Origin of the sequence: Burkholderia perseverans, assembly GCF_022870505.1 — a bacterium.
Taxonomy (GTDB): Bacteria; Pseudomonadota; Gammaproteobacteria; order Burkholderiales; family Burkholderiaceae; genus Burkholderia; species Burkholderia plantarii.
The window spans coordinates 3,219,720-3,240,726 of the sequence record NZ_CP045094.1; the positions used below are offsets into that span (position 1 = coordinate 3,219,720).

The following is a 21,007-nucleotide window of genomic DNA, read 5'->3' on the forward strand; positions in this document are numbered from 1 at the left end:
ATCCGCGGCCTGCCCCGGCCCATGGAGTCCCAGTTGATGAGCGGCGGCCTTCCGCGTCTAGCAATCCGTTTCCCGAAATTAGTCGCCTCCGCGGCGCCTCTCGTCACCGCGCTCGCCGCGACGCTCGCGTTGTCGGGCTGCGCGCTGTTCCAGGCGCCGCAGCGGCCCGCGCCGATCGTCGACGCGGCCGTCGAGACGCTCGACGAGGAGGGGCTGCCGGTCGCCACGCCGGAGCCCGCCTCCGAGGTCGAGGCGCCCGAGGACACCGACACCCAGAAGAAGCCGCACCGCGAGGCGCCGCGCCCGCGCGTGGTCAAGCGCCCGGCTCCGCCGCCGCCTCCGCCGCCCCCGCCGCCGCCGCCCCCGCCACTGATCCAGACCCGCACGATCGAGCGCAACCAGGTGCATTCGCTGCTCGACAGCGAGGTGCGCCGCCGCGACGGCAAGATGATCGGCCGCGCCGTGGACATGATCGCGGACACCGGCGGCAAGCCGGACCGCATGATCGTGAACCTGCAGGGCTTCCTCGGCGTCGGCGACCGCAAGGTCAGCTTCCCGTGGCGGCTGTTCCGCTTCACGCCGGGCGGCCGCGAGCAGCCGATCCTGCTCGACGTGCCGTCGGGCACGCTGCCGCCCGCCGACCGGCCGAAGGCCGTGTCGCTGAGCGGCACCTCGCACGCGGGTGAAACGCCGGGGACCATCGCGATGGTCGACGCCGACGTCGAGCGCAGCAACGGCAGCGAGGTCGGCCGCATCGTCGACGTGCTGATCGATCGCGATGCGCAGCCGCAGGCGGTCGTGCTCGACCTGGGCGGCCTCGTGAACCCGGACCGGCGCACCATCGCCGCGAGTTGGTCGGCACTGCACTTCGCGCCGAAGGACAAATCGCTGCGCGCGCTGCTCGACCTGTCCGAGGCGCAGCTGAAGGCGGCGCCGCCCTATGTGGCCGACAAACCGGTGATCGCCGTGTCGCCCGCCGCCTCGCCGCCGGCGAGCCCGGCGTCCAGCGCGGGAACCAGCCGATGACGGTACGCCATACGGTCAGCCTCCGCAGCCTGCGCGCCCTCGACTGGGTCAATTTCTTCGTCGCGAACGTGCAGACGGGCTTCGGCCCGTTCATCGCCTCCTATCTCGCCTCGCACAAATGGACGCAGGGCGAGATCGGGCTCGTGCTGTCGATCGGCACCATCAGCGCGATGGTCAGCCAGGTGCCGGGCGGCGCCGCCGTCGACGCGCTGAAGAACAAGAAGGGCGCCGCGGCCTGGGCGATCATCGCGATCATCCTGTCGGCGGTGCTGCTCGCCACCAGCCCGACCATCGTGCCGGTGATCGCCGCCGAGGTGTTCCACGGCTTCGCGAGCTGCATGCTGGTGCCGGCGATGGCGGCGATCTCGTTCTCGCTGGTGGGCCGCGCGAACCTCGGCGACCGGCTCGGGCGCAACGCGCGCTGGGCCTCGATCGGCAGCGCGGTGGCCGCGGGCCTGATGGGGCTGACGGGCGAATACGTGTCGGCGCGCGCGGTGTTCTGGCTGACGGCCGCGCTCGCGCTGCCGGCGCTGGTGGCGCTCTCGATGATCCAGCCGACCCACACGATCGCGCCGCCGCCGGGCAGCCGCCCGCGCGCCGCGAACGCCGACGGCGAAGCGCGCGAGACGATCTTCGACCTGCTTCGCGACCGGCGCATGCTGGTGTTCGCCGCCTGCGTGGTGCTGTTCCACCTGTCGAACGCGGCGATGCTGAACCTCGCGGCCGGCGAAGTGACGGCGGGCATGGGCGACAACGTGCAGCTCGTGATCGCGGCCTGCATCATCGTCCCGCAGGCGATCGTGGCGATGCTCTCGCCGTGGGTGGGCCGCTCCGCGCAGCGCTGGGGGCGCCGGCCGATCCTGCTGCTCGGCTTCTCGGCGCTGCCGGTGCGCGCGCTGCTGTTCGCGGGTGTCAGCAGCCCGTACCTGCTGGTGCCGGTGCAGATGCTCGACGGCATCAGCGCGGCCGTGTTCGGCGTGATGCTGCCGCTGATCGCGGCCGACGTGGCGGGCGGCAAGGGCCGCTACAACCTCTGTATCGGCCTGTTCGGGCTCGCGGCCGGCATCGGCGCGACGCTGAGCACTTCGCTCGCCGGCTTCGCGGCCGACCACTTCGGCAACACCATGAGCTTCTTCGGGCTCGCGGCGGCGGGCGCGCTCGCCGTGCTGCTGGTGGCACTGGCCATGCCGGAGACGCGCGACGCCGGGCTCGGCGACGATCAGGCGGACACGCCGCCCGATGCGTCGGATCCTCCCGATTCACCGGTCGCGCCCGATTCGTCCGGCAAGCCGCCCCGAGCCGCCTGACGCGACGCGCATGATGGACCCGATCCGCACGCTCCACGACACGCGCCGCGACATCCAGCAATCGCTGCTCGCGCTGTTCAAGGGCATGTCGCTGCGCCAGCGCGCGGTGCAGGGGGCGATGATGGCGCTGCAGGCGGTGTGCGGCGCGTGCCTGGCCTACGGCATCGGGCGCGCGCTGCACTCGGAGCAGGCCGTCTGGGCGGCGGTGACGGCCATCGCGGTCACCCAGCACCAGTATTCGGACACGATGAACCTGTCGCGCGACCAGTTCGTCGGCGCGATGGTGGGCGGCGTGCTCGGCTTCGCCGGCGCCGCGCTCGGCGGCACGCATTTTCCCGCTCACCTGCTCGCCTACGCCGTCACGATCGCGGCGACGATCGTGATCTGCTGGTGCCTCGACGTGGGCAGCGCCGCACGCCTGGGCGGCGTGACCGCCACCATCGTGCTGCTGTTTCCGGGCAACGGTCCGCTGTGGGACATCCCGCTGATCCGGCTCGGCGAGGTCACGCTCGGCACGGTTTGCGCGCTGGTGGTCTGCGCGCTGCTGACGTGGCTCGAACGGCATTGGTGGGCACGCGGGCGCGGCTCGGCCGACCGGACGCGGGCGGATCGACCGGAGGCAGCGACCGATACCGAACCGCCGGCCTCGCCACCCGCCCCCTCCGATCCTCCCTCGCGCTAACGACCGAAGCACCGCGCGACGCCGCGCCGATGCAAACATGCCCGCTTGCGCGGGCATGTTTCATAGCAAGCCGGATTCCCGGCCACGGTGGTCAGGCCGCGAGCGGCACCGACTGGCGCCGCCCGCGAACCGGCCTCAGGGGCCGACGCGCAGCACCACGCCGCTCCCGATCTGCACCAGCAGGTAGTCGCCGCCGATGCCAACCCAGTGGTAGCCGCGCGGCGGCGCCGCCAGGTTGTAGGCGCGCCAGTCGTCGACCACGTATTGACGGTCCCAGTACTCGCGCGGGAGCCGGTCGCCGCGGTGCCAGTCACGATGGCCTTCGATGAAGCCGCCGGGCGGCTCGTCGCGCGGGCCGCCGGGATGGCCCGCCGGGCCGCCATGGCCGGGGCGCGGCGCATGATGCGGGTCCGGGCCGCCGGGGCCTCCCGGACCGCCCGGATGGCTTGGGCCGGGACCGCCGGAATGGCCCGGGCCGCCCGGGCCGGGGCCGTGGTCGCCACCGTGCGGCGGTTGCTGAGCGAGCGCGAGCGACGATCCGAGCGAACCGGCCAGCAGCAGCGCGAGCAGCAAGCGAGACGTCTTCATGTGTTTTCTCCCAGATTGGCCGGCCGATCCGTCGGCCGGTTCGGAGAGACTAGCATGGGGACGGATGCGGCGAGCCAAATCGAGACAGTGCCGGCGCCTCCCGGAACGGAAGACGCCGGCACGGATCAGGCCGCCTGTTGCTGGAACTGGATCCGGTGCAGATGCGCGTAGAGCCCGCCGCGGCGCAGCAGCTCCTCGTGGCTGCCTTCCTCGGCGATCCGGCCGGCCTCGAGCACGAGAATCCGGTCCGCGCGCTCGATGGTCGAGAGCCGGTGCGCGATCACGAGCGTGGTGCGCCCTTCCATCAGCCGCTCGAGCGCGGCCTGCACGTGGCGCTCGGACTCCGAGTCGAGCGCCGAGGTGGCCTCGTCGAGAATCAGGATCGGCGCGTCCTTGTAGATCGCGCGCGCGATCGCAAGCCGCTGGCGCTGGCCGCCCGACAGGCGCATGCCGTTGCCGCCGACCAGCGTGTCGAGCCCGTCCGGCATCGCCGCCACCGTGTCGGCCAGGTTCGCGGCCTCGAGCGCGGCCTGCACGCGCTCGCGGTCGGGCGTGCCGCCGTAGGCGACGTTCGCCGCGATCGTGTCGTTGAACAGCACGACGTCCTGGCTGACCATCGCGATCTGGTCGCGCAGGTCGTGGACGTCGTAGTCGTTGACGGGCACGCCGTCGACGAGGATCGCCCCGCCGGTCGGATCGAAGAAGCGCGGCAGCAGGTTCACGAGCGTCGACTTGCCGCCGCCCGACGGCCCGGCCAGCGCGACCATCTCGCCCGGCGCGACCTTGAACGCGATGCGGTCGAGCGTCGGCCGCTCGCTCGCACCATAGTCGAACGACACGTTGCGGTATTCGACCTCGCCGCGCGCATGCGCGACGCGCCGCCCGCCGCCCTTCGGCTCGACCGGCTCGTCGATCAACCCGAAGATCAGCTCGGCCGCGGTCATGCCGCGCTGCAGCGGCTGGTTCACGTCGATCAGGTGCTTGAGCGGCGAGATCACCAGCAGCATGGAGGTGACGAACGCAACGAAGCCGCCCACCGTGGTCTGGTCGTTGGCCGACTGCACGACCGCGATCGTGATCACGATCGCCAGCGCGATCGAGGCGAGGAACTGCGTGATCGGCTGCGCGAGCCCGCCCGAGATCGTCATCCGCATCGCGTAGCCGCGCAGGCGCTTGCTCATCTCGGTGAAGCGGCTGATCTCGTAGGATTCGCCGTTGTGGATCTTCACCACCTTGTAGCCGCCGACGGTCTCCTCGACGATGTACGACAGCTCGTTGGTGAGCGTCTGGTGCTCGCGGTTCAGGCGGCGCAGGCGCCGGTTGATCTTGCTGACGAGCCAGCCGATCCCCGGCAGGATCACCGCGACGATCAGCGTGAGCCGCCAGTTCAGGTAGAACAGGTAGGCGAGCAGGAAGAACACCGTCATCGAGTCGCGCACCAGCGTGATCATCACGCCGGTCAGCACGCTGAGGATCTGGTTGACCTCGAACACGACCGCATTGATCACGGTGCTGGCCGTTTCACGCATGAAGAACGACGCGCTCGTGTGGATCATGCGCTCGAACATCTCGAGGCGCAGCTTCAGCAGAATGCGGTTCGAGACGTAGTTGAGCAGGTAGTTCGAGGCATATTGCGCGAAGCCGCGCACCACCGCCAGCCCGATGATCGCGGCCGGCACCAGCCATTTCGCCTGCTCGTTGCTGTGCGCGCCGAAACCGCGGTCGAGCAGCGGCTTGAGCATCGCGGGGATCCCCGCCTCGGTCGCGGCCACGATCCCCATCGAGAGGATCGCCAGCGCGAGGATGCCGACCAGCGGCTTGATGTAGGGCCACAGGCGCCGCAGCACCGCCTGCGGCGAAGTGGTCCCGCTCGGGCCGATCGACTTGCGGAGTGTGTTCTGGGTTTCCAAGGACAATCTTTCTCCAGTGTGGCGCGATGCCAAATGACAAGGCGGCACAGTGCCAGACGGCGAGGCGTCGCACGTCAAAATGGCGAAATATTATAGCCCCTGCACCCTGTGCCACCCCATGCCGGCCGGCAACGCACCGCCGCCGTGCAGGCGGGCGGACGGGTATACTCGCGCACACCTCCTGCCCGCTTATCGTCTCCCCGCATGGCCGAACCCACCCTCGGCGTCGCGCTGATCGCGCTGAACGCCGCCGCCCGCCTGCCCGACTGTCTCGCCGCGCTCGGTTTCGCCGACGAAGTCGTGCTGATCGACGGCGGCAGCACCGATGCGACCGTCGAGATCGCGCAGGCACACGGCGCACGCGTCGTGATCGAGCGCGAATGGCCCGGCTTCGGCCCACAGAAGAATCGCGCGGTCGCGCAGCTGTCCACCGACTGGATCCTCTCGCTCGACACCGACGAAGTCGTCACGCCCGAGCTGGCGGCGTCGATCCGCGCCGCGATCCGCGCGCCCGCCGCCGACATCTACGCGATCGACCGGCTGTCGAGCTTCTGCGGCACCTGGATTCACCATGGCGGCTGGTATCCGGACTGGATTCCGCGCCTGTTCCGGCGCGGCACCGCGCGCTTCTCCGACGACCTCGTGCATGAGCGGCTGATCCACGACGGCCCGGCCGCGCGGCTGGCCGGCAAGCTGCTCCACTACTCCTACGAGGACTTCGAAGCGGTGCTGCGCAAGCTCGACAGCTATTCGAGCGCGGGCGCGCGGCAGCGCCACGCGGCCGGCCAGCGCGGCGGCTTCGGCAAGGCGCTCGGGCGCGGACTGTGGGCCTTCGTGCGCACCTACGTGTTGCGGCGCGGCTTCCTCGACGGTCGCGCCGGCTTCATGATCGCGGTGTTCAACGCGGAAACGGTCTATTACCGGTTTCTCAAGCTCGGGGCGCGGACGAGCCGCGGGCCGGACGCCTGACGTACCGCACGGCGCCGCGCCACCCGACGGAACGGCGCCGACGGCCCGGGTACAATGCGGGCCACCGTCGCGCGCATCGGGCGGCGCCGGCCGCACCGCCCACCCGGGCCTCCCGCCCTACGTTTTCGAAGCCGATCATCATGTTCTCCATCATCATCCCGACCTGGAACAACCTGCCGTACCTGCAATGCGTGGTAGCGAGCCTGCGCCGCCATTCCGCTTACGAGCACCAGATCATCGTCCACGTCAACGACGGCTCGGACGGCTCGCTCGACTGGGTCAGGCAGGAGGGCATCGAGCACACCGCGTCGCCGACCAACATCGGCATCTGCCACGCGGTCAATCTCGCGGCGGCGCGCGCCACGCGCGAGTACGTGGTCTACATGAACGACGACATGGCCGTCTGTCCCGGCTGGGACACCGCGCTCGCCGAGCGCGCCGCGGCCATGCCGACCGACCTGTTCATGCTGTCGGGCACGATGGTCGAACCGGTCGACAGCGGCAACCCCTGCGTGGTGGTGCGCGACTTCGGCCGCGACGCGGCGGCGCTCGACCTCGACGCGCTCGCGGCCGCCACGCCGGGCCTGCGGCGCGCCGACTGGATCGGCGCCACCTGGCCGCCGACGCTGGTGCGCCGCGACTGGTGGCATCGCGTGGGCGGCTACAGCAGCGAGCTGAGCCCCGGCATGAGCAGCGACAACGATCTGTCGATGAAGATGTGGGACGCCGGTTGCCGGATCTTCATCGGCGTCGGCGACAGCCTCGTCTATCACTTCCAGCAGAAGAGCACCGGCAAGGTCGTCAAGAACGACGGCCGCCGCCAGTTCCTCAACAAGTGGGGCATGACGCAGTCGACTTTCGACCGTTTCTACCTGCGCCGCGGCCAGCCGCTCGGCACCACGCTCGCGCTGAGCGAGCCGGCCATCGAAGGGCCCTTGAAGCGCGCGCTGCTTCGTTCGCGGATCAAGCGCGCGTTCTCCTGACACCGGCCGGGCCGCCGGCCGCTTGGAGCAAGCCGGCGGTTGCGCGACGACAACATCGCGTCACGCGGCGCCCCGCGCCGGGCGCCGATTTGTCCCGGCCCATGGTCGGTCGCGTATACTCCGCACGTCGTCGCTTGGGCGCGCCCCGTTTTCGCGGCTCGTCGCGCCAGGGCAAGGCCCTTCCACTCTCGTTGAACCCCTGCCGATGTCATCGTTTGCCCCGCCCGTCTCCCGGCGCCTGACGACAGCCCGCGCGCTCGCCGTCGCCGCGCTGTGCATGGTGCCCGTTTCCACCGCGCTGACGAACGTCTTCTGCGCGCTGTTCGCCGTGGCGGCGCTGAGCGCGCCCGAATTCTGGCGCGGCCTGCCGAAACTGGTCCGCCAGCCGGCCGCGCTCGCCGCGCTGCTGCTGCTGGTGGCGCTGGTCGCGAGCATCGCCTACTCGGTCGCGCCGCCCCACGCGGCCTGGGAATGGGCGATGAAATACGACAAGCTGCTGATCCTGCCGTTCGCGATCCACGTGTTCCGCGACGCGACGCCGAACTGGCGCGCGATCACGCGCTGGAGCCTGTTCGCGACGCTGGTCCTGATCCTGTTGCTGTCCGCCACCAACTTCCTCGGCCTGACCGCGATCGGCCCGGCCCACAAGATGTCGCTGCCGATGTCGCGCGCCTGGGTGTTCAAGAATCACATCGCGGCCGGGATGTTCGGCGCGCTGCTGTTCTACCAGGCGGCCGACATGATGCTCGCGGCCCGCTCGCCGCGCGCGCGGCTCGTGTTCGGCGCGATCACCGCGCTCTCGCTCGTCGACGTGTTCGTGATGCTGCAGGGCCGCACCGGCCAGGTGATCACGCTGCTGCTGATCGCCGTGATCGGGCTGCGCACGTTCGGCGCGGCGCGCCGGCGCTCGCCGCGGCTCGCCGCGCTGACCGTCGCGCTGTTCGTGGTGGTGGCGGCCGCGCTCGGCGGCACGCTGGCCACGCTGCACGGCGGCCGCCTGATGCAGGTGGGCAGCGAGGTCCAGCAGTACGAACAGAACGACACGGCCACCTCGAGCGGCCTGCGTCTGGACTGGTACAAGCGCGCGCTCCAGCTCTACACGGCCCGGCCGATGATCGGCTACGGCGCGGGCGGCCTCGGCGTCGAATTCCAGAAACTGTCGGCCGGCAAGACGCTCGCCGACGCCAAGCTGACCGAGAATCCGCACAACGAGTACCTGTTGATGGCCGTGCAGCTCGGCACGCTCGGCTTCGTGCTGTTCGTCAACCTGCTGGTGCGGATCTGGGCCGGCAGCCGGACGCTCGACGCGCGTTCGCGGCATCTGCTGCTCGCCTGGCTGACGATCTTCGCGATCGGCAGCCTGGCGAACTCGCTGCTGCTCGACTTCGCCGAGGGGCACATGCTGGTGCTGCTGGCCGGGATCCTGATCGGCTGCGGATGGCGGACGGACGGCGCGGCGCGGGAGATCTCGACAGCGCGCGCGTGAGCGATGCCGCCGCGCCCGGCAGGGCCGGCGGTAAAGCGGTAAGGGTAAGGCGGGGGCATGGCGGTGATACGCGGGGAAGCAATCCCAAGCCGCGCGTTCAGGCTTGCGGCCGCACCAGCCCCGTCGTGTCGATCACCGTCGACGGCGCCGTGCGCGCCGCCTCGGCCGGCAAGCCGAGCATGTCGGCCGCGATCGTCGCGACGCGCGCGGTCGACATCTGCATCAGGCAGTCGCTGTAGCTCGCGACGTTGCGCTCGCAGCCTTCCTGACGGCACGGCACGCAACTGCCCTCGCCCTGCAGCAGATGGACGTTGCCGCGGCGCGCCGAGCCGACCAGCGCCCACGGACTACCGTCGCCCTGCCAGCGCTGCGGCCACGGCCCCCAGCGCACCGGATCGGATGGTCCGAACAGCGCGATGACGGGCGTGCCGGTCGCGGCGGCGACGTGCGTCGCCCCGGTATCCGTCCCGATGAACAGCTTCGCGCGCCGCACCAGCTCGGCGCTTTCGCCAAACGACAGCTGCCCGACCAGATTCAGCACGTCGCCGCCGGCATCGCTCGCGACGCGTTCGGCATATTCGCGCTCGTTGCCGGCCGGCCCGCCGCTCAGTGCAACCGCATAACCGAGCCCGCGCAGCCAGTCGATCAGTTCGACCCAGCCGTCGCGGCGCCACTGCTTGTAGGCAAACATCGGATACGGATGCAGCACGACGAGCGGCTGCCCCGCCGCGACGGCGGGCGAGGTGGCCAGCAGCGCGTCGAAACGCGCGCGCCGCGCGGGATCGTCGCCCAAGCCCGGCGCCACCACCTCGGGCACCGGCTCGATGCCGATCTGCGGCGCCAGCGCGAGCGTGCTGGCCACCGTATGCTCGCGCTGGTGATCGTTGATCGCAATCCGGTTCAGCAGCAGCCGGGGCCAGAGACCGACGCGCTCCGGATCGACCAGCCCCACGCGGCGCCGCCCGGCGAACCAGGTGTAGTAACGCGGCCGGTCGGAGCTGAGCGCCGCGCAGGCCAGATCGTAGCGGCGCCAGAGGCGTGCCGCGTCGCGCAGGCGTTCGCCGAGCTTCGCGCGCTGCGCGACCACGAGTACGTTGCGAAGGTCGGGATTGCCTTCGAGCACGCCTTCGGTGCCGCGAAACACCAGCATGTCGATCGGCGTGTCGGGCCAGCGCGCCTTCAGCGAGCGGACGATCGGCGTCGTCAGCAGGACGTCGCCGATCCGGCGCGTCGCGACGACGAGAATGCTGCGGGGCGGATGATCAGGAAACAGGGCAGCCACGGCGGTCGTTCTGTTGTGGGGACTCACGAGGCACGCACTGTACTCGATTCCACGGTGCCGCGCCCTTCGGTGCGGCACCGGACCCGGAACCGGTCAGTACGCGATTTCGACCGAACCGTCGCCGAAGGTCGCGCGCAGATCGGCCAGCAGCGTGTCGCTCGGCTTCACGCGCCACGCCTCGCCGAGCCGCATCTCGCCTTGCGCGCGCGCGTTGTTGTAGAGGATCTGCACGGCGAGCCCGTTCGGCATCGGCGGCGGCGCGCGCCGGCCGCCCTCGCGGCCCTCGCGCCCGCCGCGCGCGGGAGCGGGCGGCGGCGGCGCGGCCGGACCGGCTTCCGGCTTCGCGACGTGCGGTTCGAGCACGCGGCGCAGCGCGCCGGCATCGGCGTTGCCGTTCATCGTCATGCGCACCGCCTGTGCATAACGGCTGCGCGCGCGCTCGAGGTCCATCACCGCGTCGGCCGTGAAGCGGATGCCGCCCGTGAACGCATCGTTACGCGCCTGCCCCTGCACGATCAGCAGTTCGTCTTCCTTGAACAGCCCGCGATTCGCGTCGAACTGCTCGTTGAACACCGTGATCTCGCACTGGCCGGTGCCGTCGTCGAGCAGCGCGATGATCATCTTGCCGCGCTGCGTCATCTGCGTGCGCAGCGACGCGATCACGCCGGCCACCAGCTTGTCGCGCCCTTCCTTCAGTTCGCCGAGCTTCATGCGCGCGAAGCGGCGCACCTCCTCGCGATAGGCGTCGAACAGATGCCCCGACAGATAGAAGCCGAGCGCGCCCTTCTCTTCCTGCAGGCGGCGCTTGTCGTCCCAGGCCGGCTCGTCGACGAGCGCGTGGGCGTGCGGCGACTCGGCGCCCATGTCGAACAGGCCAGCCTGCATCGCGTTCGCGGCGGCCTGCTCGGCCGCCTCCATCGCGAGCGGCACCGAGGCGAACAGCTGCGCGCGGTTCGGCGTCAGCGAATCGAACGCGCCGGCGCGGATCAGCGCCTCGACGGTACGGCGGTTGACCATGCGGCGGTCGATGCGCTCGCAGAAATCGAACAAATCCTTGAACGGGCCGCCTTCGCCGCGCGCGCGCAGGATTTCCTCGATCGCGTTCTGGCCGCTGCCCTTCACGGCGCCGAGCCCGTAGCGGATCGTCTTCGAGCGCTTGCCGTCGGCCTCGCCGACCGGCTCGAAGCGGTATTCGGACTGGTTGATGTCGGGCGGCAGCACCTTGAGGCCGTTCAGGACGCAATCGTCGAACAGGATCTTCACCTTGTCGGTGTCGTCCATCGCGAGCGTCATGTTGGCCGCCATGAATTCGGCGGGGTGATGCGCCTTCAGCCAGGCCGTGTAGTAGGCGAGCAGCGCGTAGGCGGCCGCGTGCGATTTGTTGAAGCCGTAGCCCGCGAACTTCTCCATCAGGTCGAAGATCTCGTCGGACTTCTCGCGCGTGAGGCCGTTCTTCGCGGCGCCCTCGGAGAAGATCTCGCGATGCTTGGCCATCTCCTCGGCCTTCTTCTTGCCCATCGCGCGACGCAGCAGATCGGCGCCGCCGAGCGAGTAGCCGCCGATGATCTGCGCCATCTGCATCACCTGCTCCTGATAGACCATGATGCCGTAGGTCTCTTTCAGGACCGGCTCGACGCGCGGATCCGGATACTCCACCTTCTCGCGCCCGTGCTTGCGGGCGCAGAAGCTCGGGATCAGGTCCATCGGGCCGGGACGGTACAACGACACCAGCGCGATGATGTCCTCGAAGCGGTCGGGCTGCGCGTCCTTCAGCATGCCCTGCATGCCGCGGCTTTCCAGCTGGAACACGGCGACCGTGTTCGCCTTCTTGAGGATCTGGAACGAGGCCGGATCGTCGAGCGGCACCTGCGCGAGCGACCAGTCGGCCTTGGCCGGATCGAGCCGTCGGATGAAACGCTCGGCCCAGTCGAGGATCGTCAGCGTGGTCAGGCCCAGGAAGTCGAACTTGACGAGGCCGACCGCTTCGACGTCGTCCTTGTCGTACTGGCTGACCACGCCGCCTTCGTCGCCCTGCGCGTAGAGCGGGCAGAAATCGGTGAGCTTGCCCGGCGCGATCAGCACGCCGCCCGCGTGCATCCCGACGTTGCGCGTGAGGCCCTCCACGCGCTGCGCGAGATCGAGCAGCTGGTGGACTTCGTCCTCGTTGTCGTAGCGCTCCTGCAGCAGCGGCTCTTCCTTCATCGCGTCGGCGATCGTGACGTGCTTGCCCGGCTTGAACGGGATCAGCTTCGCGACGCCGTCGGTAAACATGTAGCCGAGATCGAGCACGCGGCCGATGTCGCGCACGGCCGCCTTCGCGGCCATCGTGCCGAACGTGGCGATCTGCGAGACCGCGTCCGCGCCGTACTTCTCCTTCACGTACTGGATCACGCGATCGCGGCCGTGCTGGCAGAAGTCGATGTCGAAGTCGGGCATCGAAACCCGTTCCGGGTTCAGGAAGCGCTCGAACAGCAGGTTGTAGCGCAGCGGATCGAGATCGGTGATGCCGAGCGAATAGGCGACCAGCGAACCGGCGCCCGAGCCGCGGCCCGGGCCGACCGGCACGCCGTTGTTCTTGGCCCAGTTGATGAAGTCCGCGACGATCAGGAAGTAGCCGGGGAAGCCCATCTTCGTGATCGTGCCGCACTCGAAATCGAGGCGCTGGTAATAGGTGTCGCGCTGCGCGCTGCGCTCGGCCTCGTCCGGGTACAGCTGCACGAGGCGCTTCTCGAGCCCCTCCTTCGACAGCTGCACGAGGTAGTCGTCGAGCGACATGCCGTCGGGCGTCGGGAACAGCGGCAGCTTCGGCTTGCCGAGCTCGATCGTCAGGTTGCAGCGCTTCGCGATCTCGACGGTGTTCAGCACGGCCGACGGCAGGTCGGCGAACAGCTCGGCCATCTCGGCCTGGGTGCGGAACCGCTGGTCGGTCGTGAAACGTTTCTGGCGGCGCGGATTGGCGAGGATGTCGCCTTCCGAGATGCAGACGCGCGCCTCGTGCGCCGTGAAATCCTCGTCGCCCATGAACTGCAGCGGATGGGTGGCCACCACCGGCAGCTTCAGTTCGGCCGCGAGCTTGACGGCTTCCTGGATGTAGGCTTCGGCGCCCGGCTGGCCGTAGCGTTGCAGTTCGATGTAGAAGCCGCCCGGGAACACGCGCGCCCAGCGCTGCGCGTGACGGCGCGCGGACTCGGCGTTGCCGGCCGCGAGCGCGATGCCGATGTCGCCCTGCTGCGCGCCCGACAGCGCCAGCAGGCCGCCGCCGAGCTCCGATTCGAGCCACTGCGGATCGATTTCGGCGCGACCGCGGTACTGGTTCGTGAGCCAGGCCTTCGACAGCAGCTCGCAGAGGTTCAGGTAGCCGGCCTTGTCGCGCACCAGCAGCAACAGGCGCGCGGGCTTGTCGCGATCGTCGTGGTTCGTGATCCAGACGTCGCAGCCGGCGATCGGCTTGATGCCCTTGCCGCGGGCTTCCTTGTAGAAGCGGACCAGACCGAACGCGTTGCCGAGGTCGGTCAGGGCGAGCGCGCCCTGACCGTCGGCCGCCGCCGCCTTGACGATGTCGTCGAGGCGCACGATGCCGTCGGCAATCGAGAATTCGGAGTGGACGCGAAGATGTACGAAACGGGGATCTGACATGGCCGTTATTGTAGCCGCGTCGCGGCGCAGGCAACGCCGGCCCGGCGCAAAAATCGCTGCGTTGGCCATTCGGACAGCTCGGTGCCGGCCGCGACACGCCGCCTCGGCCGTCCGGGTGGCTGGTTCCCGCGCGCGTTTGCGGGATAATACGCGTTTCGGTCATTCACGCGGCGGCTGCCGCATGGCATCGCACCCTCATTTGCCGCGTCCGTGCGCGGCGCCATGGAGGGCGCCCGCGAGCCGTGCCGCCCCGCCCTTCATCGGTTCATCATGTCCATCGTCAACCTCGCCGCCTACCGCTTCGTCACGATCGAATCGCCCGAAGCCTGGCGGCCGCTCGTCACCGAACGCTGCCAGGCGCTCGGGCTGCGCGGCACGATCCTGCTCGCGCCCGAAGGCATCAACCTGTTCATCGCCGGGCCGCGCGACGCGACCGACGCGTTCGTCGCCTATCTGCGCGACGATCCCCTGTTCGCCGGCAAGTTCGCCGACCTGTCGTTCAAGGAAAGCCTGTCCGACTCGCAGCCGTTCCGGCGCATGCTGGTGCGCCTGAAGCGCGAGATCATCACGATGAAGAAGCCGGCGATCCGGCCCGAACTCGGCCGCGCGCCGTCGGTGGACGCGCGCACACTGAAGGACTGGCTCGATCGCGGCCACGACGACGAAGGCCGGCCGGTGGTAATGCTCGACACGCGCAACGCGTTCGAGGTCGACGTCGGCACGTTCGACGCCGCCCTCGATTACCGGATCGACAAGTTCAGCGAATTCCCGGCCGTGATCGAGGCGAATCGTGCCGATCTCGAAGGCAAGACCGTGGTGTCGTTCTGCACGGGCGGGATTCGCTGCGAGAAGGCCGCGATCCACATGAAGGAAGTCGGCATCGATCACGTCTACCAGCTCGAAGGCGGCATCCTGAAGTATTTCGAGGAAGTCGGCGGCGCGCACTACCACGGCGACTGCTTCGTGTTCGATTACCGCACGGCCCTCAATCCGCAGCTGGAGCCGACCGCCGACGTCAACTGTTTCGCCTGCCGCGCGGTGGTGTCCGCGCAGGACCAGCAGTCGCCGCTGTACGTGCCGGGCCGCTCGTGCCCGGCCTGTCACGTGGGCGGCACCGCGGGCGTTCAAGCCGGCGCCCTCGGAACCGAACCGCTCGCCCGCTCCGCTTGAAACCAGCCGGCGAACCGGGCCGCTATCGCGGCCGCTTCGCGCCGTCGCCGACCGGCCCGCTGCATTTCGGCTCGCTGGTCGGCGCGCTCGCGAGCTGGCTCGACGCCCGCGCGCATCGCGGCGCGTGGCTGGTGCGGATCGAGGACGTGGACGGCCCGCGCACGGTGCCGGGCGCCGCGGACGCGATGCTCGCGACGCTCGCCGCGTTCGGGCTCGTCGCCGACGAGCCGCCCGTCTGGCAGAGCCGCCGCGACGCGCTCTATACGGCCGCACTCGACGCGCTGACGCAGGCCGGCTTCGTCTACCCGTGCGGCTGCACGCGCAAGGAAATCGCCGATTCGCTGCGCGCCGCGCACGAGCGGCACACCACGCTCGCCTACCCGGGCACCTGCCGCACCGGCCTGCACGGCAAGCCGGCGCGCGCGTGGCGGCTGCGCGTGCCCGACGGCGCGGCGGCCCGCATTACGTTCGACGACCGCTGGCAGGGCCGGCAGACGCAGGATCTCGCAACCGAGGTCGGCGATTTCGTGCTCAAGCGCGCGGACGGCCAGTGGGCCTATCAACTGGCCGTGGTGGTGGATGATCGCGACGCGGGCATCACGCACGTCGTGCGCGGCGCGGACCTGCTCGATTCGACCGCGCGACAGATTTATCTGCAACGCTGCCTCGGTGCGCCGACGCCGGTTTATCTGCATGTGCCGGTGGTGGTCGATGCGAACGGCGAAAAGCTCAGCAAGCAGACCGGCGCGACGGCGCTGGACACGCGTGCGCCGCTCGTCGCGCTGGCCGCGGCGGCCGATCATCTCGGGCTCGCGCTCGCGCCGTCGGCGCGCGCCTCGCTCGAGGCGTTCTTTCCGGCGGCGATCGCCGCATGGGCGGCGCGTTTCGGAGTGGATGCTCGATCATCGGCCTGATCGTCGTAATCGGCGTGACGGGCGCGAGATTTTGTGCCGACTGGCGGGACTGACGAGCGGGCCGACAAGCCGACGTGACAGGCGTGCCGGGCTCCTGCGGAACATCATCGAATCGGCGTATCCGGCCGCTGGCGCCTCGCCGGACCTCACCGCACATGGCATCGATGAGCCGTTAGCTGCTTCGTCGTGGCGAGCCGCCGCACAAGCTACCAGCCATGTCGGCACAGCCAGTCGCTGCGCCGCCCAAGCGCTACCCGATCACCGCCCGCGCAGCCTCCCGCCGTCGCTTCGGCCACTTCCAGGCCCGCCCCGCACTCAAGCAGGCCCCTCATGGCCCACCGCGAGCCGCGATCCATCAACGATTCCCACACCAAACAAAAACGGGCGAATGCTCACGCATCCACCCGTTTTTCCCACAATCTTTTCCAGTCGCTCCCACCGCATCCGGCGAAGCAGCGCCCCCGTCCTTACGACGACGAGCGACGCGGCATCCCGAAGCCGCCAAGCAAAGCCGCGAGCGGCTGCTTCGACTTCTTCTCCGGCTGCGCGGGCTTGGTCGCCTCTTCCGGCTGACGCGCGCTCGGCGATGGCTCGTAGGGCTTCAGGAAAAACTCGTCGACCGGCGCTTCGCGACGCGAATGGTGATGATGGCTGCGTTCGCCGCCATGCGTGCGGCGCGGCGCGCGCGACTCGTCACGGCTGCCGCGTTCACCGCGCTCCCCACGCTCGCTACGTTCACCGCGGTCACCGCGTTCACTGCGCTCGCCGTGCTCGCGGCGCGCACGCACCGGTGCGTCGATCGCCAGCGGCTGCAGCGGCAGGTCGCGCTTGATCAGCTTCTCGATGTCGGCGAGCTGCTTGCGCTCGTTCGGGCTGCACAGCGAAAGCGCGTCGCCCGAGGCACCCGCACGGCCGGTCCGGCCGATCCGGTGGACATAGTCCTCGGCGCTGAACGGCAGGTCGAAGTTGATCACGGCCGGCAGTTCGGCGATGTCGAGCCCGCGCGCGGCCACGTCGGTGGCCACCAGCGCCTCGACCTCGCCGCGCTTGAACGCGTCGAGCGCCTGCATCCGCTCGTTCTGCGAGCGGTCGCCGTGGATCGCCGTGGCGACCACGCCGTCGCGTTCGAGCTGGCGCGCGAGCCGGCTCGCGCCGAGCTTGCTGTTGCAGAACACGATCACCTGCTTGAGCGCGCGATCGCGGATCAGCTTGACCACGGCCGCCTGCTTGTCGCCCTCGGGGATGTCGTAGACGATCTGCGTGACGTTGGTCGCGGTCGCATTGCTGCGCGCCACTTCGATGGTCTGCGGATTGGTCAGGTAGGTCGAGGCCAGCTTCTTGATTTCGGGCGAGAACGTCGCCGAGAACAGCAGCGTCTGGCGCACCTTCGGCAGCAGGTTCAGGATCCGCTGCAGATCGGGCAGGAAGCCCATGTCGAGCATCCGGTCGGCCTCGTCGAGCACCAGCATCTGCACCTGCCCGAGGTTCGCCGTCTTCTGCTGCACGTGGTCGAGCAGCCGGCCCGGCGTGGCGATCAGGATCTCGACGCCGCGCCGCAGCTCGGCCATCTGCGGGTTCATGTCGACGCCGCCGAACACCACCGCGCTGCGCAGCGCCGTGTGCTTCGCGTAGGAATGGACGTTGGCGGCCACCTGGTCGGCCAGCTCGCGCGTCGGCGTGAGGATCAGCGCGCGCACCGGGTGGCGCGCGGGCGAGGCGCTGGTGTTGGCCTGCGGCAGCAGCCGCTGGATGATCGGCAGCGAGAAGCTGGCGGTCTTGCCGGTGCCCGTCTGCGCGGCGCCCATCACGTCGCGCCCGGACAGCACGACCGGAATCGCTTTCGCCTGGATCGGCGTGGGCGTCGTATAGCCCTGTTCCGCAATGGCCTTCAGAATGTCGGGCGCGAGGCCGAACTGATCGAAAGTTGCATCGACGGACGTGACTGCTGGATCGGACATGGTGGCGTTTCGCTCAAGTGGCGCGGCGGGGATTCCAGCGCGGCCCCGGCTGACTGGCAGCGGCCGCGCGAACAACGGATGGACATGATGACGGAACTGCTGCGGCGCGCCGCGCGACGCCGCCGCGCCACCGAATCCGGCAGGCGCGCCGCCCCGTGCGGCCGAACGCCGACGGAAAGGGCAGCATTGTAGCACTGGCTCGTGACAAGCCCGGTCTGGCCGTCAGCGGGGCTTGCGCTTCGGCTTGATTTCCTCGCAATCGGCGAGCAACGGCGGCGCGGACGAGCCGGCGATCTCGTCGGTCAGGTTGCCGTCCGGCCCCTTGGTCCACCAGGTATAGCGTCCGGCCTGGTAGCGCGCGCCCGAGGCGGACACGGTATCGACGAACAGCATCGGCTGGCCGTCGACCGGCACCAGCGCGAAACTCTGGCCGTTGCGGGCCAGCCAGTAGGCCACGCGCACCGGCTTCGGCTGGTTCGCGCAACGGTAGGTGGCGACGGTGCGCGCGTCGGTGTCGATTTCCTCGACCGTCAGCTGCGCGGCCAGCGCCGCCCGCGTGCCGGCCAGACCGGCCAGCAGGCAGAGCGCCCAGACGATGCGTTTCTTCATGACAGATCCTTCCTCAGTGGGCAACGGGCAGGCCGCGACCGGGGAGCGATCCGCGCCCGGCGGGCGGAACGGCGCGGGGATCGAATCGGCGAGGCGATCCGGACCATCAGGGATCGATCACGTCCGCGCAGGCATCGGTCGGCGTGGCGGCCGCATGCCCGACCAGCGGCACGATCTTGAGGCCGGCCGACGCGACCCGGCACGGCGCCGCGGCCAGGCCGCAGCCCGACGCCGACAGGCACAGCACCGCGATGAGCACCCATTTCATTTCGCTACTCCCCGGCCGGGCGGCGCGTGCCGCGCCGGCCTGTGATTCGTGTTGCCCGTGGCGCCCGCCCCGGGCAAGGCGCCGCTAGCGTGCCGAGACCGGCCGCACCGCCGCCGCGGCCCGCTTCGCACGCTCGCGCGCCTCGTCGATATCGGCGCCGGTGGCCACCGCCACGCCCATGCGCCGCTTCGTGAAGCTCTCCGGCTTGCCGAACAGGCGCAGGTCCGCGCCCGGCACGGCCAGCGCCTCGGCCACGCCCTCGAACGCGATGCCGGCCTCGTCGATGCCGCCATAGATCACGGCCGAGGCCGCCGGCGAACTCAGGGTCGGATCGACCGGCAGGCCGAGGATCGCGCGCGCGTGCAGCTCGAACTCCGACTGCCGCTGCGAGGCCAGCGTGACGAGCCCGGTGTCGTGCGGACGCGGGCTGACTTCGGAGAACCAGACCTCGTCGCCGCGCACGAACAGCTCGACGCCGAACAGGCCGCGTCCGCCGAGCGCCGTCGTCACTTGGTGTGCGATCTCACGCGAACGTTCCCGGGCAATCTCGCTCATCGGCTGCGGCTGCCACGATTCGACGTAGTCACCGGCCACCTGTACGTGGCCGACCGGGTCGCAGAAATAGGTGCGGGTCTCGCCGCTGGCCGGGTCGATCGCGCGCACGGTCAGCTGGGTGATCTCGTAGTCGAAATCGACGAAGCCCTCGACGATCACGCGGCCGTGGTTCACGCGCCCGCCCGCCATCGCGTGCTGCCAGGCCGGCTCGACGTCGGCGTCGCCCTTGACGACCGACTGGCCCTTGCCCGACGACGACATCACCGGCTTCACCACGCACGGGTAGCCGATCGCGGCCACCGCCGCGCGGAATTCGTCGAACGACTGCGCGAACGCGTAGCGCGAGGTCGGCAGGCCGAGCTCCTCGGCGGCGAGGCGGCGGATGCCCTCGCGGTTCATCGTCAGCTGGGTCGCGCGCGCGGTCGGGATCACCTCGGCGACGCCGGCCGCCTCGATCGCGGCCAGCGCGGCGGTGGCGATCGCCTCGATCTCGGGCACGATCAGGTGCGGCTGCTCGGCGTCGACGAGCGCGCGCAGCGCGGCGGCGTCGGTCATGTCGATCACGTGCGCGCGGTGGGCGACCTGGTGGCCGGGCGCGTTCGCGTAGCGATCGACGGCGATCACTTCGACGCCGAGCCGCTGCAACGCGATGATGACTTCCTTGCCGAGTTCGCCCGCGCCCAGCAGCATGACGCGCGTGGCGGAGGGCGAAAGCGGCGTACCGAGCCGCTGACCGATCTGCATGAGATTTCCCGCTGAAAAGATTGGGGTGACGAGAGGATGACAACCGAGCCGCGATGTTAACACGCGCCCCCGCCCCGACCGGCTGGTGGAGCCGGCCCGCGAAAGATTTCCCGGCGCCGGGGCCGCTCGCCTAGCGCAGGCCGACTGCGTTACTCTTACGCCTTTGCCGGCATCACTGCCGGCATCACGATGAATTCGAGGAACGAGGCCATGCTTACCCACTCCGCGGCCGTGTCCGCGCGCCTACGCTTCGTCCGTTCGCTGCGCGCACCGCTTGCCGCGGCCGCGCTCGCCGCGCTGGCCGCCTGCGCGATTCCCACCCATCCCGACGCGTCCGCGCCGCCGTCCGACCCGTTCAACCCGGCCGCGATCCAGCTGGTCGACGACACGAGCTGGGCACTCACGAACTGGCGCGACGCCGACGGCTCGCAGCGCGAGGTGCCGCACGGCGAGACCGGTGCGAGCGGCGCCGGCGCGGCTCAGGATCCGTCGATCCGGCTGCAACTCTCGACGGCCGACGGCGTGCGCCGCGCCTCGGGCTTCGCCGGCTGCAATCGCTACACCGGCACCTATATGGTGAAGAACGGCCTGCTCAGCTTCGGCCCGCTCGCCGGCACGCGTCGTGCCTGCGCCGGCCCGGCCGGGCGGCTCGAGCCGGCCTATCTCGACGCGCTCGCGCACGTCGCCAAGGCCGGCCTGCAGATGCAGGCGCCGCAGCAGCTCTATCTCGTGACCGAAAGCGGCGCGACGCTGACATTCGCGCGTCGCGACGCTCCGTAATCCTGTCAGTCGCTGCGCGCGCGGGCGTTCGGCCGCGCGCCTGCATGGCGTGTGGTGCCCGCGCGCGGGCACCGGATGCTTCGACCGGTTAACCCCGATGGGCCGCGCGCGGCGCCCGTCCTCGTGACTCGACGTTTCCT

The 21,007-nt window shown here is 70.1% G+C and carries 17 protein-coding genes; 9 read left to right on the forward strand and 8 right to left on the reverse strand.

The window, feature by feature from the left end; all coding sequences use genetic code 11:
* The first annotated feature begins 36 nt into the window (after positions 1–36).
* Genes BpN12_RS28825 through BpN12_RS28835 form a run of 3 tightly spaced genes read left to right on the forward strand, consistent with a single transcriptional unit; the run spans position 37 to position 3,015 of the window.
* The gene (locus BpN12_RS28825; protein ID WP_246795565.1) at positions 37–1,026 is read left to right on the forward strand and encodes a PRC-barrel domain-containing protein; all 990 of its coding nucleotides are present in this window, start codon (positions 37–39) and stop codon (positions 1,024–1,026) included.
* Positions 1,023–2,333, forward strand: coding sequence for an MFS transporter (locus BpN12_RS28830; protein WP_246795566.1), 1,311 nt, complete (start codon positions 1,023–1,025; stop codon positions 2,331–2,333). Before BpN12_RS28825 ends, BpN12_RS28830 begins: the two co-directional genes overlap by 4 nt.
* 13 nt (positions 2,334–2,346) lie before the next feature.
* Positions 2,347–3,015 carry an FUSC family protein gene (locus BpN12_RS28835; RefSeq protein ID WP_246798035.1) on the forward strand — a complete coding sequence of 223 codons (669 nt, stop codon included), beginning with the start codon at positions 2,347–2,349 and terminating at the stop codon, positions 3,013–3,015.
* A 135-nt stretch (positions 3,016–3,150) separates the two neighbouring features.
* Here the strand turns inward: BpN12_RS28835 and BpN12_RS28840 are convergent, their stop codons facing one another.
* Positions 3,151–3,603 carry an RcnB family protein gene (locus tag BpN12_RS28840; protein ID WP_246795567.1) on the reverse strand — a complete coding sequence of 151 codons (453 nt, stop codon included), beginning with the start codon at positions 3,601–3,603 and terminating at the stop codon, positions 3,151–3,153.
* A 125-nt stretch (positions 3,604–3,728) separates the two neighbouring features.
* Positions 3,729–5,513 (reverse strand): lipid A export permease/ATP-binding protein MsbA, encoded by a 1,785-nt coding sequence (msbA, locus tag BpN12_RS28845; RefSeq protein ID WP_246795568.1) that lies wholly within the window; start codon positions 5,511–5,513, stop codon positions 3,729–3,731.
* 204 nt (positions 5,514–5,717) lie between these two features.
* Between msbA and BpN12_RS28850 the strand changes: the two genes are divergently transcribed.
* The 3 genes from BpN12_RS28850 (at position 5,718) to BpN12_RS28860 (ending at position 8,951) form a co-directional block, all read left to right on the forward strand.
* Positions 5,718–6,482, forward strand: a complete 765-nt coding sequence (locus tag BpN12_RS28850; protein ID WP_246795569.1) for a glycosyltransferase family 2 protein — start codon at positions 5,718–5,720, stop codon at positions 6,480–6,482.
* 140 nt (positions 6,483–6,622) lie between these two features.
* Positions 6,623–7,465 (forward strand): glycosyltransferase family 2 protein, encoded by an 843-nt coding sequence (locus BpN12_RS28855; RefSeq protein ID WP_246795570.1) that lies wholly within the window; start codon positions 6,623–6,625, stop codon positions 7,463–7,465.
* Positions 7,466–7,670: 205 nt separating this feature from the next.
* Positions 7,671–8,951 carry an O-antigen ligase family protein gene (locus tag BpN12_RS28860; protein WP_246795571.1) on the forward strand — a complete coding sequence of 427 codons (1,281 nt, stop codon included), beginning with the start codon at positions 7,671–7,673 and terminating at the stop codon, positions 8,949–8,951.
* A gap of 97 nt (positions 8,952–9,048) precedes the next feature.
* Here the strand turns inward: BpN12_RS28860 and BpN12_RS28865 are convergent, their stop codons facing one another.
* Both BpN12_RS28865 and dnaE read right to left on the reverse strand, forming a co-directional pair.
* Positions 9,049–10,233, reverse strand: a complete 1,185-nt coding sequence (locus tag BpN12_RS28865; RefSeq protein ID WP_246795572.1) for a glycosyltransferase family 9 protein — start codon at positions 10,231–10,233, stop codon at positions 9,049–9,051.
* Positions 10,234–10,326: 93 nt separating this feature from the next.
* Entirely contained in the window at positions 10,327–13,869 is a 3,543-nt protein-coding gene (dnaE, locus tag BpN12_RS28870) for a DNA polymerase III subunit alpha (RefSeq protein WP_246795573.1), read from the reverse strand.
* A 270-nt stretch (positions 13,870–14,139) separates the two neighbouring features.
* On the opposite strand from dnaE, the gene BpN12_RS28875 reads away from it, so the two are divergent.
* The gene (locus BpN12_RS28875; RefSeq protein ID WP_246795574.1) at positions 14,140–15,039 is read left to right on the forward strand and encodes a sulfurtransferase; all 900 of its coding nucleotides are present in this window, start codon (positions 14,140–14,142) and stop codon (positions 15,037–15,039) included.
* Entirely contained in the window at positions 15,036–15,953 is a 918-nt protein-coding gene (gene gluQRS, locus BpN12_RS28880) for a tRNA glutamyl-Q(34) synthetase GluQRS (RefSeq protein WP_246795575.1), read from the forward strand. The genes BpN12_RS28875 and gluQRS overlap by 4 nt, the downstream gene beginning before the upstream one ends.
* A 467-nt stretch (positions 15,954–16,420) precedes the next feature.
* Here gluQRS and BpN12_RS28885 read toward each other — a convergent pair whose 3' ends face one another.
* From BpN12_RS28885 to purT, 4 genes are all read right to left on the reverse strand, one after another.
* Positions 16,421–17,911 (reverse strand): DEAD/DEAH box helicase, encoded by a 1,491-nt coding sequence (locus BpN12_RS28885; protein WP_246795576.1) that lies wholly within the window; start codon positions 17,909–17,911, stop codon positions 16,421–16,423.
* 222 nt (positions 17,912–18,133) lie between these two features.
* On the reverse strand, positions 18,134–18,520 hold the full coding sequence (locus BpN12_RS28890) for an MliC family protein (protein ID WP_246795577.1): 387 nt from the start codon (positions 18,518–18,520) through the stop codon (positions 18,134–18,136).
* 106 nt (positions 18,521–18,626) lie between these two features.
* Positions 18,627–18,788: a DUF6726 family protein gene (locus tag BpN12_RS28895; protein WP_042625662.1), complete on the reverse strand. Its 162-nt coding sequence runs from the start codon at positions 18,786–18,788 to the stop codon at positions 18,627–18,629.
* A gap of 84 nt (positions 18,789–18,872) precedes the next feature.
* A complete protein-coding gene (gene purT, locus BpN12_RS28900; RefSeq protein ID WP_246795578.1) occupies positions 18,873–20,087 on the reverse strand; it encodes a formate-dependent phosphoribosylglycinamide formyltransferase in 1,215 nt (404 codons plus the stop codon).
* Between the two features lie 210 nt (positions 20,088–20,297).
* On the opposite strand from purT, the gene BpN12_RS28905 reads away from it, so the two are divergent.
* Complete coding sequence (locus BpN12_RS28905) at positions 20,298–20,867, forward strand: META domain-containing protein (RefSeq protein ID WP_246795579.1); 570 nt, start codon at positions 20,298–20,300, stop codon at positions 20,865–20,867.
* Positions 20,868–21,007: the final 140 nt, after the last annotated feature.

Bases quoted from the DNA above. Each gene is read 5' to 3' on its own strand.
- BpN12_RS28825 (WP_246795565.1), top strand. From the start codon at position 37: ATGAGCGGCGGCCTTCCGCGTCTAGCAATCCGTTTCCCGAAATTAGTC.
- BpN12_RS28830 (WP_246795566.1), top strand. From the start codon at position 1,023: ATGACGGTACGCCATACGGTCAGCCTCCGCAGCCTGCGCGCCCTCGAC.
- BpN12_RS28835 (WP_246798035.1), top strand. From the start codon at position 2,347: ATGGACCCGATCCGCACGCTCCACGACACGCGCCGCGACATCCAGCAA.
- BpN12_RS28840 (WP_246795567.1), bottom strand. From the start codon at position 3,603: ATGAAGACGTCTCGCTTGCTGCTCGCGCTGCTGCTGGCCGGTTCGCTC.
- BpN12_RS28850 (WP_246795569.1), top strand. From the start codon at position 5,718: ATGGCCGAACCCACCCTCGGCGTCGCGCTGATCGCGCTGAACGCCGCC.
- BpN12_RS28855 (WP_246795570.1), top strand. From the start codon at position 6,623: ATGTTCTCCATCATCATCCCGACCTGGAACAACCTGCCGTACCTGCAA.
- BpN12_RS28860 (WP_246795571.1), top strand. From the start codon at position 7,671: ATGTCATCGTTTGCCCCGCCCGTCTCCCGGCGCCTGACGACAGCCCGC.
- dnaE (WP_246795573.1), bottom strand. From the start codon at position 13,869: ATGTCAGATCCCCGTTTCGTACATCTTCGCGTCCACTCCGAATTCTCG.
- BpN12_RS28875 (WP_246795574.1), top strand. From the start codon at position 14,140: ATGTCCATCGTCAACCTCGCCGCCTACCGCTTCGTCACGATCGAATCG.
- BpN12_RS28885 (WP_246795576.1), bottom strand. From the start codon at position 17,911: ATGTCCGATCCAGCAGTCACGTCCGTCGATGCAACTTTCGATCAGTTC.
- BpN12_RS28890 (WP_246795577.1), bottom strand. From the start codon at position 18,520: ATGAAGAAACGCATCGTCTGGGCGCTCTGCCTGCTGGCCGGTCTGGCC.
- BpN12_RS28895 (WP_042625662.1), bottom strand. From the start codon at position 18,788: ATGAAATGGGTGCTCATCGCGGTGCTGTGCCTGTCGGCGTCGGGCTGC.
- purT (WP_246795578.1), bottom strand. From the start codon at position 20,087: ATGCAGATCGGTCAGCGGCTCGGTACGCCGCTTTCGCCCTCCGCCACG.
- BpN12_RS28905 (WP_246795579.1), top strand. From the start codon at position 20,298: ATGCTTACCCACTCCGCGGCCGTGTCCGCGCGCCTACGCTTCGTCCGT.